The organism is Paraburkholderia sp. GAS82 (genome assembly GCF_050436285.1).
GTDB classification, from domain to species: Bacteria; Pseudomonadota; Gammaproteobacteria; order Burkholderiales; family Burkholderiaceae; genus Paraburkholderia; species Paraburkholderia phenazinium_B.
This window is the reverse complement of sequence record NZ_JBNDLX010000002.1, coordinates 811228-826663: the sequence shown is the minus strand read 5'-3', so window position 1 is coordinate 826663 and position 15436 is coordinate 811228. Positions and strand designations below refer to the sequence as shown.

Sequence of the window (15436 nt, the reverse complement as noted above, 5' to 3'; positions counted from 1 at the left end):
CCGCTTGCTCCACGATCCCCCTCCTTCCAGGCGTTGCGTTTTCTAGCACGCTCTCCAGACCTCATGCAGGCCTAAACCGCGTCGCGTCAGTCGTCGCGGTGGCTCGCGCTCGTCCCATACATTCCGGCGGCGAACGCATCGGGTCTCGTTAGTCATGCTTATTTCATTCAGCGTGGCACGCCACCGTGTGTGCCTGTGGCATTGAAGCATCCCTATGCGAATGCCCGACCTATAGATCATTCAGGAACTAACAATCTTGTCCAACTCCTTAAGAAAACTGGGCTTCAACGATCACTTCGCAGAACACGCCGCACGCTACGGCATCGGCCAACCCTATCGCGTCACCGAGGACTTCGGCTTGCGCTTTGTCGTATCCGGCGACGCAGGAGGACAACTGCGACCATTCAACCTGACCTTTGCGAGGAAGAGCGAACGAGCGCCGATCATCGGCGACTGGATACTTGGCACCCCGACTGAAACTGGTGAAGTCGAATTCATCGACATCCTCGAGCGCAGTAGTTGTTTCCAGCGCAGTACAGGCGAGGACCGCGTGCAACTGCTGGCGGCCAATGTCGACAAGCTGTTCATCGTCACGTCCTGCACGGACGAATTCAACTTGTCGCGACTCGAACGCTATCTGCTCCTGGCCCGCGCGAACCGCATCTCACCCGTTCTTGTCCTGAACAAGGCCGATCTGGCGATGGACCCAAACACCTATCTCGAACAGATCGCGGAACTCGGACCGGAAATCCCCGTGTGTGTGCTAAGCACTTTTAGCGAACCGGGGGTAACGCAACTCAAGCTCATGATCGCGGAGGATGAAACCTGCGTGTTCGTCGGGTCGTCTGGCGTTGGCAAGAGTTCCATCGTGAACGCCTTGACCGAATCACAACGGCAGTTGACGCTAGGCGTAAGCGCTAAGGGCGCGCGCGGATCGCATACGACCACCAGCCGATCACTGTTCATGCTGCCGGAAAGCGGCGTGATCATCGACACCCCGGGCATCCGGAGCGTCGGCGTAAGCGCTAGCGCCGATAGCCTGAGCGACGCCTTTGAAGACATCGCGCACTTGATGAGCCAGTGTGCATTTCGCAATTGCGGGCACAACGGGGAAGCAGGTTGCGCGGTCACGCAGGCCGTGGACGAAGGTCGCCTAACGTTAAGACGCCTCAACTCGTACAAGAAGTTACAGCGCGAAGCAGAGTTCTTTGAGGACAAGCAAGCGGCAATGCGGCGCCAGCGCGACGAGGCCAGGCAGCGGGCAGCGCGACGGGGCAGCCGGCAAAGATTTGAGCGTGATCCGAAATGAGGGGAAGCCCTAACGCAACGACTAGCGGGTTCCACACCGCTGTCGTTGCTACGCCACACCGACGTCCTCCTCTAGGTAAAACATTTTTATTTGTATCTAACAAATTTAGAAATATGTATCTTAGCTAGATTACATCTGGCAACACCCTGTAATGGCTGTGTTAGGTAAAAACCCCAAGCAACGGGCTTGCGCAGCTCGCACATAGGCGGTGCACGACAATGAGCGTAATCTGTGCACCCTTTTTGAAAGCACAAAAAAGGTGCTGGGGCAGAGAGAAGTACAAGCATTTGTCGGCAAGCGTGTCATAGACCCGGGCGTCTGACGCTCTCACGAAAAAAATTTTAATTGCTATGCAAATCAAGACATAACCGTTAGTAGTCCGACAGACATCGGGGATATCACCATCGGTTTATCCATGCTGCGTGCACCTCATACATGGAGTGCGTGTGGAGACGCTTGCGCGCAGCGTTTCGGCGGAATACGGCGCATCGACGCCGCGAACCGCGGGGAGAGGTCCATAAAACCACTCTCCGCATAACAACGTGTGGCCTTACTGACAAGTGTGAGGGGTGAGATGAAGCAAAGGGCATTGGCGATTGCCATCAGAAGAATAATTTGGGCTGAACTAGCGTTGTCCACGGCGATCGCCGTTCCGGCATTCGCGCAAAGCCAGCCGGCGACGCCGGCAGCAGCGGCGTCGGGCACGGCTGCAGCAGCCGCTCCGGCGGCAGCATCGGGCGCTACAGCGACGGGCGGCAAGAACGTCAAGCAACTGCAGACGTTCCAGGTGACAGGTTCGCTGATCCGTCAGGCGGACAAGACCGGGTTCAATCAGGTCCAGGTCATCAACTCGAAGGAAATCCAGGATTCGGGTGCGAAGGACGTGTCCGATTACATGCGCCAGATCTCGGCCAACTCGGCTAATAGCTGGGGAGAGTCCACCTCCGACAGTTTTGCTGCAGGCGGTTCGGGCATCGCACTGCGCGGCCTCAGCGAAAAATACACGCTGGTGCTCGTGGACGGTCAGCGCGTCGCGCCGTTCGCATTTGCCGTCAACGGTTCAGACCAGTTCTTCGACCTGAATACGTTGCCGCTAAACGTGGTGGACCGGATTGAAGTGGTGAAGACGGGTGCTGTATCGCAGTACGGTTCGGACGCTATCGGCGGTGTGGTCAACATCATCACGAAGCATGACTTCCAGGGCCTGCAACTCGACGGCAGCATTGGCGGCGCCACGCAAGGCGGCGGCGGCACGACCAAGTTCGGCGTCCTCGGCGGCTTCGGTAATCTCGCGTCGGATGGCTTCAACGTCACTGCGACCGCCAGCTATTACAAGTCGAACGGCTATACGCTTGCCGATCGCGACACGACCGAGAACCAGGATTTCAGCAACAAGCCGTTTGGCGGCAGTATCCAGCAACCGTCATACCTCCTGAATCCCAACACGGGTGCAGCGACGCCTTACGGCTGCGCGACTTCTGTGCCGGCTGGCAACAGCATTATTGCGTCACAAACCGGCGCAATCAGTAGCGGCAACGTGTGCCTGAAGAATACGGCTGAAGACGTTTCGATCGAGCCGATGACCGAGCGTCTCAACGCTAAAGTTCACGCCGACTTCAAGATCAACGACACGACGACCGCCTACGCCGACCTTTGGGAAAGCAACAACACGACCACCACAAACGATGGCCCTGTAGTGGTCGGCAACGGGCTTGCGTACAGCCCGACCACCAAGACCGTCAGCCCTCTCAGCTTTACCGTTCCGGCCAACAATCCGTACAACACGACCGGCGTAGCGCAGGAACTGTTTGGCTACCTCCCGACCACGTATAGCTCGACCACGGATTCGAATTTCTGGCGCGCGGCAATGGGCTTGAAGGGCAGCTACGAGCTCGGCAAGCAAGACTGGGACTGGAATGTGGGCTACACCCATTCCATGAGCACGGTGAGCAACACGCTCGGCAGTGTGATCAACCCGAACGCCCTGCAGACTGCGCTCAACAACGGCACGCTTAACTTCGTGAATCCGTCGGCTACACCCGGTGCGCTGAACAGCATCCTGACGACGGCCGACAACCTCGGTATTTCCAAGCTCGATGCCTTCGACGCAACGCTGGCAACGCCAAACCTGTTCCATCTGCCCACCGGCGATGTGGGCCTCGGTCTCGGTGCCCAGTTCCTGCACGAAAGCGAACTGATCGAGGAAGGCGGCAACTACCTGAGCGGTAACGTACTGAACCCGAACCTCCAGGAAGTGGCTGGTGAGCGTAACGTGGCGGCCGTGTATTACCAGGTCGATGTGCCGTTGATCGACAAGATGCTGACGTTCAGCCAGTCGGGCCGTTACGACCACTACAGCGACTTCGGCGGTGCGTTCTCGCCGCGTTTCGCCCTGCGCTTCCAACCGATCCAGCAGTTGACCACCTACGCTTCGTACACCCGTGGCTTCCGCGCACCGGAATTCCTCGAGAATACGAATTCGTCGAACATCGGCATCATGCCGATCGGTCCGAACGGTCAGGACGAAAACGTTATTACCAAGGGCAACCCGGATCTGCAGCCGGAACGCACGAAGAACTACAACATCGGCTTCGAACTGTCGCCGACGCGTACGACTGACATCGGCTTCGATTGGTACAAGATTCACGTCGACAAGGCGATCGGCACCCAACTCGATCCGTCGGCCACGGTCTTCAACGCGGACGGCTCGATCGCGTACATGGTCAACACGTACGAGAACCTGGGTTCGTTCGATACGGACGGCTTCGAAACGACGTTCTCGCAGTCGTTGCCGACCCCGGTCGGTACGTTCAAGCTGTCGGCCGACTGGGCTTATATCTGGCACTTCAAGATGAACGGCATTGGCGGCCTCGCCTCGACGGTTGATGGCGCAGGTAACGACCTGACGCTCGCTCAGCCGTTCGGCGGTTCGTTCCCGCGCTGGAAGGGCAACACGGACCTGTCGTGGAACTTCCACCAGTGGAATGCCGATCTGGAATGGCAATACACCGGGCCGTACTCGGACGCGCTGGGTCTGGACTACTCCACCGCCTCCTATAGCGTGTTCAACCTGAACGTAGCGTACACGGGCTTCAAGCACTGGACGATCTACGGTGGTATGAACAACATCTTCAACAAGGCGCCTCCGTACGATCCGCTGTGGGTCAACCAGATTGACCAGACCGGTTACGACCAGTCGCTGTACACGTACATGGGCCGTTATCTGCAGGTTGGCGCAACGTACAAGTTCTAAAGCGCAGCAAGTTCACTTTGAAGTAGTCGTCTGTTCCTCTCACGGCCGCTCCGGACTCCGGATCCCCTCCTTCGTCTCCGGAGCGGCCGTCTTTTTCTTCACAGCGAAAAGCGTGCAGGGGCGACGCGATGTAGTACCTTATTTCACGAAGGCAACACTGACCGGAGTCGGCTCGTCAACCGATTGCCCGGTGTTCGAAACCATGCCAGACACAGGGTCAATATTGAACGCATTGACTGTGCCGCTTTGCTGGTTGGCAACTAGCAGCCACTTTCCCGACGGATCGATTCCAAATCCCCATGGTTTCTCACCGCCTGCGGACGTGCGCTGAACAAGCGAAAGCTCGCCCGATTCAGGGTTGACGCTATAAACAACCAGCGCATTTTCACCGCGGTTCTCCACATAGACGAAACGCCCGTCACCGCTGATCGCAAGCTCGGCTCCGCTCTTCGCCCCCTGGAATTCCGGGCTGGTTGTCGGCACCGATTGCACTAACATCAGGTGTCCTTGCGATGCGTCCCAGCGCAGCACCATGAGATTCGCGCTCAGTTCGGTCAGCAGATAGACAAACTCGCCGCTCATACCGAAAGCGATGTGACGGGGGCCGCTGCCAGGTGGAACGACGAAGGCACGTGAGTTGGGCTCGTCACCTGGCGACAAAGTATGAGTTGCGCGGTCAAAACCGTAAACGAACACACGATCGGCACCCAGATCGGGGACGAGCGCATATCGACCTGACGGATCGACTGCAGCGCTGTGCGCATGCGCGCTCGCCTGTCGACGGTTCGGCCCGGACCCCGTTTCCTTGATCGTCGACACGAGTGAGCCCAGGCTTCCGTCGGGGTTGACGGAGACGCTGGACACGGAACCGCTTGCGTAATTGGCGGAGAACAAGGTCATCGAGGGTGCGTCCCACCCCAGATACGTGCTTCCGTTTCCCCCCGTGAGAACAGCGTTCATCTTCGTGAGCGCACCCGTCCCGCGATCCACCGCGTATGCGGTGATGCTTCCTTCTCTGGCGTTGTCGTCATCGACCGCGTAGAGGATCGGCAGATGGGGATGTACAGCGACCCATGTCGATTTAGGTCCTTCCGCAACCGGGCCGATTGCCGTCAGCTTGCCGGTGGCCGTGTCGAGGCTTAGCGCGTCGATCTGGCTCCTCTGCGTGCCCACGTAGACGAGTTCTGTCGTTGCACTGTCCGGTAACGTGGCAGCATTGTTAGGCGTGCTGTATGTTCCTGCGATTGACGCAAGCGAAACAAGCATCGCGGCAGCTCCGTACCGCGTCAGCCTGTTTCTCGGGAGAGGCTGTCTCATAGTGTGTTTTTTTAAAATTCGTTCAAAGCGCGCAAACGGTCAATCATCGGTCTCGAGATCGTCGATGCGGTGACCGTGCCGGTCAAGAGTATCGGAGTTGCAATCACGCGTCCCTGCACAAAAGTCCGATTCACTTGCACTTTTTTGATGTGCTCAGCTACAACGTGGGCTTGAGACGATGGGGTCGCGCGGAATGGGAACGAATCGCCGCGGGAGGCGACCCGGGCAAGGGAGTCGATTCCACCGCTGGCAAAAAAGGGGGTCCGGTGCTGGCGTCATAGACGCTCCAACGGCACCATGAGTTCGCTTACTGCGAAACGACTTTGCGATGAGGCTGCTGCCGGGCAGCGACGCGAAACTGGCTCGGCGCTTGTCCGACTTCCCGCCGGAAGAAACGCGTAAAGTACGCGGCGTCCGCGAAGCCAAGCCCAAAGGCGATCTGCTCCACCGACATGTCTCCGAAAATGAGGTTACGCTTTGCCTCGGTAATAATGCGCGCGTGGATCATTTTCGTAGGACTTTGCTCAGTAGCGGAGGCACATGCTGCACGCAATTGCACTAGGGACACGGCCATCATTGATGCGTAGTCTTGCAGTTGCAGGTTCTCGCGGAAATGTTCGTCAATCAGTTTGCGGAACCGGTCGACCTGGCGGACATCGTTGCGTGTTGCACCTTCGTTGCCGGTTTCTTCCAGGCGTGTTTCGCGTACCAGCATGAGCAGAAGACTCGTCAGCAATGCTTCTGTGCCCACCACATGACCAACCGCGTCCGACTCGACCTCGTGCTTGAGGCTCTTGATCAGGTTGCAGAACTCGATTCCCGCCTCGGCCGAATAGGAAAGCGGAATCATCCGGGGCGCCGCCCAGAGCGAGATGAACTCCTGAAGTTTGGCGTTAACCTGGGTCAGATACGCCACCTCGATTGTCACGACCCATCTGTCCACATCGATTTCATAGTCGAGACCGTGAACGCATTCAGTAGGCAATAGCAAGGCACATGGGCCCTCGAACGGCACGCTGCTTCCCTCGAGATTCATGACGCCGCGGCCGCTACGAACGAATATCACCTGACCATAAGCGGGATGCGCGTGGGGCTCCGTTTTCCAGCGGCCCCTGTCGGTGACATGTCCAACGTGAACAAACCAGTTCTCTTTTTCAGGGCGCTCAACGTACAGGCGGACTTTCGGAACGGTTGTCTGCTTCGCTTTGGGGACAGATTTGGGCGGGTACTTTGCCACGGTACTGTATGTCATAACGTCTCCTTGGCGGCCGTATCGATGCGTACGGCCGTCCTTGAAATTCCGGCCTCACGCGGAAGATTTCTGACGCGAATTCCGCGCAGGCCATATACCGGCGTAGAGCACCTTGGCTCTTGAAGCGATCGGCTTCGAAGCGCACACGACACAGTGGCGCACCGAGCGCGGGCCGAAGTTGCACGACACCATGACGGTTCGCGCCGATCGCGATTGCAGAAATGCTAACAGTCCCGGGGAATTTATGAAACCGCCTCTACGTTCGTTCACTGACGTTGAGAACGGATTCCAACCTGACTTCAAGCCAACCGCTCGTCGAATCTGCGGCAGTTACAGGAGGGTATTTACCAATGGCCATCCTGCCGCCGAAGGTCTTGAAGATCTTCTGCCGAGCTCGAATATCCGCTGTTTTCAGCGTATCTCGTCGCTGGAATCGCCCCGTGCAGCACGCAATCTTAACCGTCTCGCAAGATCGCGGAAACAGGGCATATTTTTCCATAGATTTCCGAAGGGGTAACTTGCGACTTACCCCCACGGGCGGCGCCGGTCTCGAGACGCGGGCGCCGCGTACTCAGAACGAATGCACCATTCCAAGCGTTACGCCGCGCGTGTTGGAACCCGGCGCGACAGTGACGCCTGCATACGAAGTACCGTTGAGGGTAAAGTCCGCTTCGTTTCGGTTCTGAATGAAACCGGTGGCCGCGTAGAGGGTGGTGGCCTTCGACAGGAAGTACTCATAGGTCAAACCAACCTGCTGCGCGTTGTTCCCCTGCCCTGTTCTGTCATGCGCATAGCCGTACATCAGCGACAGCTGGTCAGCGCTACTGAACGAGTACGAACCCGATGCCTCATAGACGTCACGCTTCTCGCTGTCGTCGGTCTGGCGCTCCGTGTGGTAGGCCAGATAAAACCGGGCAGCGCCCACGCCGAGCGAAGCCCCTGCGTTAAACACCTTCAGGATAGACGTCCCGGTTGCATTGGCCGCCTGCTCATAGCCGGCCGCCGCGCGAAACGGCCCGTTTACATAGCGGACTGCCGCGTTGTAGAACTGCAATCCGTCACTCGGTCTGGTCGTTTGATCGCGCATCGCGACCATAAATTGCGCGGTGAGGCCGTATACCGTGGGGGTGAAATAGGAAATCGCGTTATTGACCCGGATGGTCAGGCTGTTGAAATTGTTCATTGGGGACCCGATGCTCATCACTGCCATAGGGTCGAGTTCGGGGTTCATGAATATGTATTGGGGCGTATTTTGCAACCCAAAGCGCGCCTCACCAAAGCTCCCGGACAGGCCCACCCAAGCCTGACGATTAAAGGCATCAGCGGCATTCGACGCAGCACCGGTCGCGCCCGAGAAGCCTTGCTCCAACTGAAAGTTGACGTGAAGACCGCCGCCGATGTCCTCGCTGCCCTTCAAGCCGTATCGGCTTGCAAACAGCCCGCCGGATATGGCGCGGATCGTCGCAGGGGCAGAGCCTGGGTTCTGATATTCCACACCGTTATCGATCACGCCGTAGAGCGTGACTGACGACTGGGCGTATGCGGCATTGAAAACACATGCCGATACCGCGCCAGACACAAAAACTGTCAGCTTTTTCATGCAGTCTCCGATTTAACGTCTAGTTATTTATGTACTTCGTATGCCTAATTTTTAAAAATCGGCAGATTCCTCCAACCACATACCGTGTAGCGAAACGCGCTCAAAGCGCCGATAAGCCTGGCACTTCGGGCCACCATGTGCCAGGAGATACGAGGGGGAGACGAGCGAATCTGGCGGCGGCATTCATCGCGCCGAAAAGACAAGAGCGATGCTCCGTCCCATGAAAGTCTCCGTTGCTCTTTTTGAATTGGACTGCTTGGGCCGAATGCCCTTGATGAGAAATAAGAGTATTGGATGCCCGGCCGTGCGTCCCTACACAAAAACTAGATTCACTGGCATTTTTCGTCGATTAGTGGATGAACGCGGAACGTTCCGTTTCCGCGATGACGTGGAGGTAGTGGGAACAACGTGCTGCACGTCTGAGTGGTGAGATATGGTTCGAACCGATCCATCTCATCGCGCCACGACCGCTGCAACAAAAAATGCAAGCGAATCTAGTTTTTGTGTAGAGGCACGCGCTCGACCTTCAAATACTATCCTCATCACCGCAACAAGAATTTTCTGTGTTGGATTACCCGGCGAGCTGCCGGCCGTGCGGCGCGATTGAGAGTCGAAAAACGACCACGCCGCCCATATCAACACAGATCCAATCTGGACGGAGACACGCACAACCACTTCAATCTGGCGCACCGCGCCAAGCCCTGCTATTGCCTTAGCTTCTCGTAGCAATCGTACGTCGAACGGCTTTTGACAATTTCGCCCCGAGCATCTGCCTCTCTGTTCGTCTCCAAGAAGACTAAACAGCAGCAGAGCCGATAAAAAACCATATGGAAGGAGACATGCAAAAATTATCCGTAGCTTTGCGCAAGCCGCTTCTCGGTGCAGCCATCTTCTGCTGTTTGAGCGGAGTGAGTCATGCGGAAGAGGTTATCACCGCACCGAGCGATTCCGCTCCGCCGCAAGCGCAGCCGACCCAGCAGAACCCGCAGGACCAGCAGACGCAGAGCCAACGCGCCCCTGGTACCTACAAGAACGGTGCAGCGGCTCTCAGTGCTCCGGATTTGAAATCGGCGGAACAGTTCGGCGCGCCACCTGTTTCGTGGAACGATACGTATGTCGGCTACCGTTATGGCAGCGATTTTCACTACCCCGGTGTGCCAGACAAGGTTGTGCAGAACATCGGTTATCTCTCGACCATCGGCGGTTTCAAATACGGTAGTTACGCATTCAACGTGGACTACCTTGTCTCGAACTCCGCCAACCCGGAAGCCGGTGGGCCGTCCAATGGCGGAGCTCAGGAAATCTATAGCATCGGCCGGGTCGAGTTGAGCGCCGGCAAGATTCTCGGCCACTACATGGGTTACGGCTTCATCCGCGACTTTGGTATCACCGGCGGTTACGAGTTCGGCACCAAAAACGACGCGTACGGCGAACGTGCCCGGATGCTGGTGTTCGGCCCAACCATCGAGTTCGCCGTGCCGCGTGGCTTCTGGAACATCACGGCCGGCGTTCGTACCGAGAGCAACCACAATGGCATCACGGGCGTGGACGTGCATTTCAACCCCGCGTGGCACATCGAGAGCTCGTGGCTCGTTCCGTTTCAGGCGGGGCCTGTGCCTTTGGTCTTCAAGGGCTTCGCCAGCGTGACCGGGCCAAAAGGCCGGGACGGCTTCGGCGTGCCGACTACGACAGAGTTTCTCGCTCGCGCTTCGCTGTTGGCTGATCTGGGTTCGTTTGCCGGTCATCCGCGTGTGGTCTATGCCGGTGTAGGTTACGAATACTGGTATCACATGTATGGATCGCCGACTAACGAAACGGTCGGCACGATAACGTCGGCACCGATGTTTGTAGCCGAGGTTCATTTCTAGTCAGCAGTGCTCGTGAATGCGCTCATTGGCGACCCGTCAGGCGGGTCGCCAATCGTCGTTCTGGAGAACGCTTTGATGTTGCCTGCTATCCTTTTAGAGTAATAATGCTGACAGGCATGGCGCGTCTCAGTCCGAGCAGCTTCGACCGATAAGATTGTGTATTTTTTTGAGCACGGTCGAAAAGAGAGAATTCATGGAGACGTATCAATTGAAACGACCGGCAGCCGAGAATCCCTGGAGCATTCTCGTGCTCCTCGCGCTCGGACTGCTGATTTCGTTTGTCGACCGTACGAGCCTGTCCGCTGCTCTGGCGGACAAGAGCTTCGTTCGAGAATTTGCACTGACGAGCGTCGAGCGCGGCTGGCTTAATTCAGCGGTCTTCTGGTCCTACGGTTTCGTCCAGATGCCCATGGGCTGGCTCGTCGACCGCTACGGCGTGAAATGGCCTTACACGATCTGCTTCACGCTGTGGTGCATCGCTGCGGCAGTCACTGGCCTCGTGACAACGCTGTCCGCCCTGATCATCATGCGTCTGCTCATCGGCGTGGCCGAATCCGTTGTGATTCCCGCTACCTATCGCTATCTGGCCAACAACTTCGAAGAAACCCAAAAAGGCACCGCACTAGGCATCTTTTCGATTGGCGGCAAGATGGGCCCCGCGCTGGGCGCACCGATCGCGGCCTGGATGATCGTCGCGTATTCGTGGAAGATGATGTTCGTTGCGACGGGACTCGTTGGCCTGGTCTGGCTCGTGCCATGGTTGCTGATGGTCAAAAACGACTATCCGTCCAGGGAGCAACTTGCGGCAGCAATACACCGGGCTTCCTCTGTACCCCTTAAGAACCTGCTGGCGAGCCCTGTCGTCTGGGGCGGACTGATCAATAACTTCTGCTACAGCTATTTCGCTTTCTATTGCATGACCTGGATGCCAGCCTATCTGGTCGAGCAACGCGGTCTTTCTCTTGAGAGATCGGGTCTTTATACCTTCTTTAGCTTTGCTGGAATCGCGATCGTTGCGGCCATAGCGGGATGGGCTGCAGACCGGATTATCGCGCGTGGCAACGACGCCGTCGTTGTGCGTAAAGCGTTCATCGTTGCCGGCTTTATTGGTGGAACCACCGTGCTGCTCGGTGCCTATGCGCCGTCGCTCGAGATGGCGTTGTTCTGGAACGTGCTATCGCTTTCGCTGCTTGGCCTTGTCACAGCCAACAATCTGGCGCTGTGCAAGCTGACCTTGATCCCCAAGCAAGCGGTTGGATTGAACACCGGACTACAGCAGGTTGCCACCAGCCTCGCAGGTGGCGTATCGGCCAGCCTTTCAGGTTGGTTGCTCCATCTAGGCGGCAGCTATTTACTGCCGATGATGGCGATCTTCGCCTTCCTGCTGATGGGCGCAACGAGCACGCTGGTGCTGCTTCAACGTAAATGGGCGCCGAAAGTCAACGACATCGCCCTCGAACCGCCGCAGACAGAAACGCAGACTTCGATTTAGGCGCGCGGCAACGTTTGCACCCAGCGGTATGAATCAGGCCGAGCGCGGCGCCCGTGTGCGAGGACTAAAAACATAGACGATTGCCCCGACCGTGAGCGGCAATGCGGTGACCGCGAACAGCAACGCATAGACCTGAGCGGACGAAGCGTTCGCCAGCCTTGCATGTCCCGCGATCCAGCCGAAACAGCCGCTAGCTAACGCCACCCCCAGGAAGACGAGACTATTGAGCAGACCCAAGGCGAGTCCCAGCCTCTTAGCAGGTGTGATCGCGCGCGCCTGTGACATGACCAACGGATGAATCGCACCTACCGAAAACAGGACACAGATCAATCCCACGCCGAGGACGCTACTGGCGCCAGGGAGAACAGCGAGCAACACGGCCGCAAGTGCCCCCGCTATCAGCCATAGCAAGGAAATGGATTTGGGCGTCCAGAGCCGAACCATCAAAGGAATGGAGAACGACGCGGCGATTCCGGCCAGGCTGGTGATCGTCATCGCGTTGCCGCGTGCCAACAGGTCAAAGCCGAACACGTCCGCCAGATAGGGGCCTCCCCATGACGTGCGAAACGTTGCACCTACCGACATCGCGAGACACGCAGGCCCCAGCGCCCAGAAGCGCCCAACTCCCGAGCGCGGTGTACCGTTCGCACCTGCGACGCGCAACGCATGCGACTCAGGATCCCGGCGCTTCACGAACAAGACGACGCTGAGCGTAGCGCAAAGCATCGCCCCCGCGGCAATCAGCAAGGGGGTACGCCACCCTGCTTCAGCAGTGGCCCGGCTGAGCGGCCACGCTGCAAGCAATGCCCCCGCCATACCAATGGCGCTGGCGGTCGTGACCGCACTTGTCTGCCGCGGTCCAGCGCCGCTGCTGAGCACGTAGTTGAGCAGCCCCATGAAAACGGGAGCACAGCCCAACCCTATGCCGGCCTGCGCAGCAATGGCGGTCCATGGATCAGCGGTGCACGCCAGCACGCCGGCACTGAGCGTCCCTATGGCCATCAGCGCTGCGGTCGGCGCACGGACGCCATAGCGGTCGAACATCAGGCCGACTGGTATTTGCGCGAACGCGAATACAAGAAAAAAAGCGCCGGCAAACCAGCCAAACATCTCCGATGAAAAACGGAAATCGGCAATGACCTGAGTCGCAATGACCGCGACGTAGCTGCGGAAAAACTGGCTCAACACGTAGCTAAAGGTTAGCGCCCAGAAGCCGTAGTCGCTCAGGAACGTTGCCGTCTGGCTACGATGCCCGGTAAGGTCGCGCCGCGTGTCGCTCATCGATGATGTCTCTGTAGGTTACCCAGACCGACATGATAAGCGTTGCCTGTAGATGTGGTCGGCAGCGTCTTCCGCCAACGACAGAACTGGTTGACCCACGAATAAAAAAGCGCCGTGCTTCCGCACAGCGCCTTCACCACGCCGATCCAATATCCGCCCTAAGGGTTCGGAATATAAAGCGGCATCGCTTCTTCCCACAGCGTATCGGTGATCGGATGCTGATCGCTACCATCAGCGTTCATCACCCAGTTCTGGCCATCGGGCTGGAAACTGTTGTCGTACAGCGCGAGTTCATCGCGGAAGCCATACACGCCTGAGCTATACGCGATACGGCCATCGTAAGTCCAGACAGCATGGCCCTGGTTCGCGCCCGGCGTCGTCAGACGGGTCAGGCCCGTGCCATCCGGGTGGATCGTGTACACGTCATAGTGGAACTTGTTCGGATCCGCCGGGTTAACTTCCTTGCGCGTGAACACGATCTTGCTACCGTCGGGCGACCAGCCAGGCAGGTTGTCCGGCTCGGTGGTCAAGGCCGTATCAGCGTGCGTATCCAGATCGATGATACGCAGACCCTGCACCTTCGGACTCCAGACGCGGTAGACGATCTTCTTGCCATCCGGCGAGTAGCTCGGGAAACCCGCATTGATCGAGCCATCGGTCAGGACTTCCGGCTTGCCGTTCATGCTGCCGTCGGTCTTGATCCGCATGATGCGGCCGGGGCCCATGCCACGCGTAAAGAACCAGTCCCCTACGCCGAAGGCGACCCATTGACGATCCGGCGACCAGGTCGGCTGGAATGCACCGGCGAGACCCTGCTTGATCATGACCGGATCCAGCCCGCTGTTCGCAGGATCGTAAATCCGCTGATAGCCAGTGAAGTCGGGGTTCATGATGGCAATGGAAGAGTTGACTGCCTTCTCCGTGTACACCAGTTTCTGCCGATCCAGCGACAGCTGCGGGAACACATCGATGTATCGATAGTTCCACTCCGGGTCGAAGCTATACAACGGCGTGCCATTCGTATGTGCCGGACGCATCGTGATTTTTTCGTAGACCACCTTGCTGCCGTCCGACGAATAGTGAGGCGAGCGGATACCCGAGTTGGCCGTCGAGCGGAACGTGCCAGCTGTGGTGTACAAGCCTTCGGTGTCGCCACCCTTCACGTGATACGCGATGTTGTTATCGCTCAAGTATTGCGGAAACACCTTGAAACCGGGGGTCGAGGTCAAGTCCTTTCGCTCGAGCGTGGACACATCCACCGATACCAGTTGCGAGCTGACCTTATTGATTCCTTCGGGACGGTGTACGCCCCAGGTCGACTCCACGGGCGTTTCGTAAAAGACCACGTGCTTGCCATCGGGCGACCACGAAGGCGAACCTTCATCGAAGCCGGGATTGCTGGCAATCTTCTTCAAGTCCGAGCCATCCGGCTTGATGAGGTAGATACTGCTTTCCTGCGTGCGCTCCCAGCCGACCGGCAGATTGTGGCCGCGCCAATCGGAGCCCGTATCGGAAGAAAGGGCGAGCCACTTGCCATCCGGGGACCAGGAAGGCCTGAAATAGCTATGCGGCTTGCTCGGATCGAATTTCAGCGCACCTGTAACGTTCTTCAGGGCACCGGTCGCGATGTTCAGCGTCCAGATGTTGACCGTACCGTAGTCCTTCTCGCCTCGGCGCGACGAAACGAAGGCGATGATATTCGGGTTCGTCGGCGAAAAAACGGCCGCATCCGAAACGCCGGGGTGATCGGTGAGCCGCTGCAAGTCCGTGCCATCCACCTTCACACGATAAAGGTTGGACTGACCGAGACCGTCGCGTTCCGATGTGAATATGATCCACTGTCCGTCTTTCGAAAACGAAGCGTGGTAATCGAAACCATCGGTTGAAAGCAGCCTGTGCTCGCCGCTACCGTCTGCATTGGAGATATACAGCTCGGATGTAACAGGCCCCACGCGATCGAGCAGCAAAGTGCCTTTCGTCGCCGCGCCTGCTCCCGTCGGCATGAGAATCCAGGCCCCCCCGATGGCCGCACAAGCCATGAGTTTCTTCAAAGACGTAGTTAGA

General features: G+C 57.9%; 9 protein-coding genes. 4 read left to right on the top strand and 5 right to left on the bottom strand.

Annotated features, from left to right (window positions below; all coding sequences use genetic code 11):
* The first annotated feature begins 256 nt into the window (after positions 1 to 256).
* A complete protein-coding gene (gene rsgA / locus P3T17_RS10115; RefSeq protein ID WP_429406355.1) occupies positions 257 to 1309 on the top strand; it encodes a ribosome small subunit-dependent GTPase A in 1053 nt (350 codons plus the stop codon).
* Between the two features lie 574 nt (positions 1310 to 1883).
* On the top strand, positions 1884 to 4562 hold the full coding sequence (locus P3T17_RS10110; RefSeq protein WP_074267228.1) for a TonB-dependent receptor: 2679 nt from the start codon (positions 1884 to 1886) through the stop codon (positions 4560 to 4562).
* Between the two features lie 138 nt (positions 4563 to 4700).
* Here P3T17_RS10110 and P3T17_RS10105 read toward each other — a convergent pair whose 3' ends face one another.
* From P3T17_RS10105 to P3T17_RS10095, 3 genes are all read right to left on the bottom strand, one after another.
* The gene (locus P3T17_RS10105) at positions 4701 to 5828 is read right to left on the bottom strand and encodes a lactonase family protein (RefSeq protein ID WP_429406353.1); all 1128 of its coding nucleotides are present in this window, start codon (positions 5826 to 5828) and stop codon (positions 4701 to 4703) included.
* Positions 5829 to 6186: 358 nt separating this feature from the next.
* Positions 6187 to 7116, bottom strand: coding sequence for a helix-turn-helix domain-containing protein (locus P3T17_RS10100; protein WP_429406351.1), 930 nt, complete (start codon positions 7114 to 7116; stop codon positions 6187 to 6189).
* A gap of 586 nt (positions 7117 to 7702) precedes the next feature.
* Entirely contained in the window at positions 7703 to 8731 is a 1029-nt protein-coding gene (locus P3T17_RS10095) for a porin (protein WP_429406349.1), read from the bottom strand.
* An 839-nt stretch (positions 8732 to 9570) separates the two neighbouring features.
* On the opposite strand from P3T17_RS10095, the gene P3T17_RS10090 reads away from it, so the two are divergent.
* Together P3T17_RS10090 and P3T17_RS10085 are read left to right on the top strand one after the other, a co-directional pair.
* Positions 9571 to 10599 (top strand): hypothetical protein, encoded by a 1029-nt coding sequence (locus P3T17_RS10090; protein WP_074267224.1) that lies wholly within the window; start codon positions 9571 to 9573, stop codon positions 10597 to 10599.
* Positions 10600 to 10792: 193 nt separating this feature from the next.
* Complete coding sequence (locus P3T17_RS10085) at positions 10793 to 12091, top strand: MFS transporter (RefSeq protein ID WP_429406347.1); 1299 nt, start codon at positions 10793 to 10795, stop codon at positions 12089 to 12091.
* Positions 12092 to 12124: 33 nt separating this feature from the next.
* Here the strand turns inward: P3T17_RS10085 and P3T17_RS10080 are convergent, their stop codons facing one another.
* Positions 12125 to 13372, bottom strand: a complete 1248-nt coding sequence (locus P3T17_RS10080; RefSeq protein ID WP_429406346.1) for an MFS transporter — start codon at positions 13370 to 13372, stop codon at positions 12125 to 12127.
* A gap of 158 nt (positions 13373 to 13530) precedes the next feature.
* The gene (locus tag P3T17_RS10075; protein ID WP_429406345.1) at positions 13531 to 15375 is read right to left on the bottom strand and encodes a hypothetical protein; all 1845 of its coding nucleotides are present in this window, start codon (positions 15373 to 15375) and stop codon (positions 13531 to 13533) included.
* Positions 15376 to 15436: the final 61 nt, after the last annotated feature.

Bases quoted from the DNA above. Each gene is read 5' to 3' on its own strand.
- P3T17_RS10110 (WP_074267228.1), top strand. From the start codon at position 1,884: ATGAAGCAAAGGGCATTGGCGATTGCCATCAGAAGAATAATTTGGGCT.
- P3T17_RS10105 (WP_429406353.1), bottom strand. From the start codon at position 5,828: ATGCTTGTTTCGCTTGCGTCAATCGCAGGAACATACAGCACGCCTAAC.
- P3T17_RS10095 (WP_429406349.1), bottom strand. From the start codon at position 8,731: ATGAAAAAGCTGACAGTTTTTGTGTCTGGCGCGGTATCGGCATGTGTT.
- P3T17_RS10090 (WP_074267224.1), top strand. From the start codon at position 9,571: ATGCAAAAATTATCCGTAGCTTTGCGCAAGCCGCTTCTCGGTGCAGCC.
- P3T17_RS10085 (WP_429406347.1), top strand. From the start codon at position 10,793: ATGGAGACGTATCAATTGAAACGACCGGCAGCCGAGAATCCCTGGAGC.
- P3T17_RS10080 (WP_429406346.1), bottom strand. From the start codon at position 13,372: ATGAGCGACACGCGGCGCGACCTTACCGGGCATCGTAGCCAGACGGCA.
- P3T17_RS10075 (WP_429406345.1), bottom strand. From the start codon at position 15,375: ATGCCGACGGGAGCAGGCGCGGCGACGAAAGGCACTTTGCTGCTCGAT.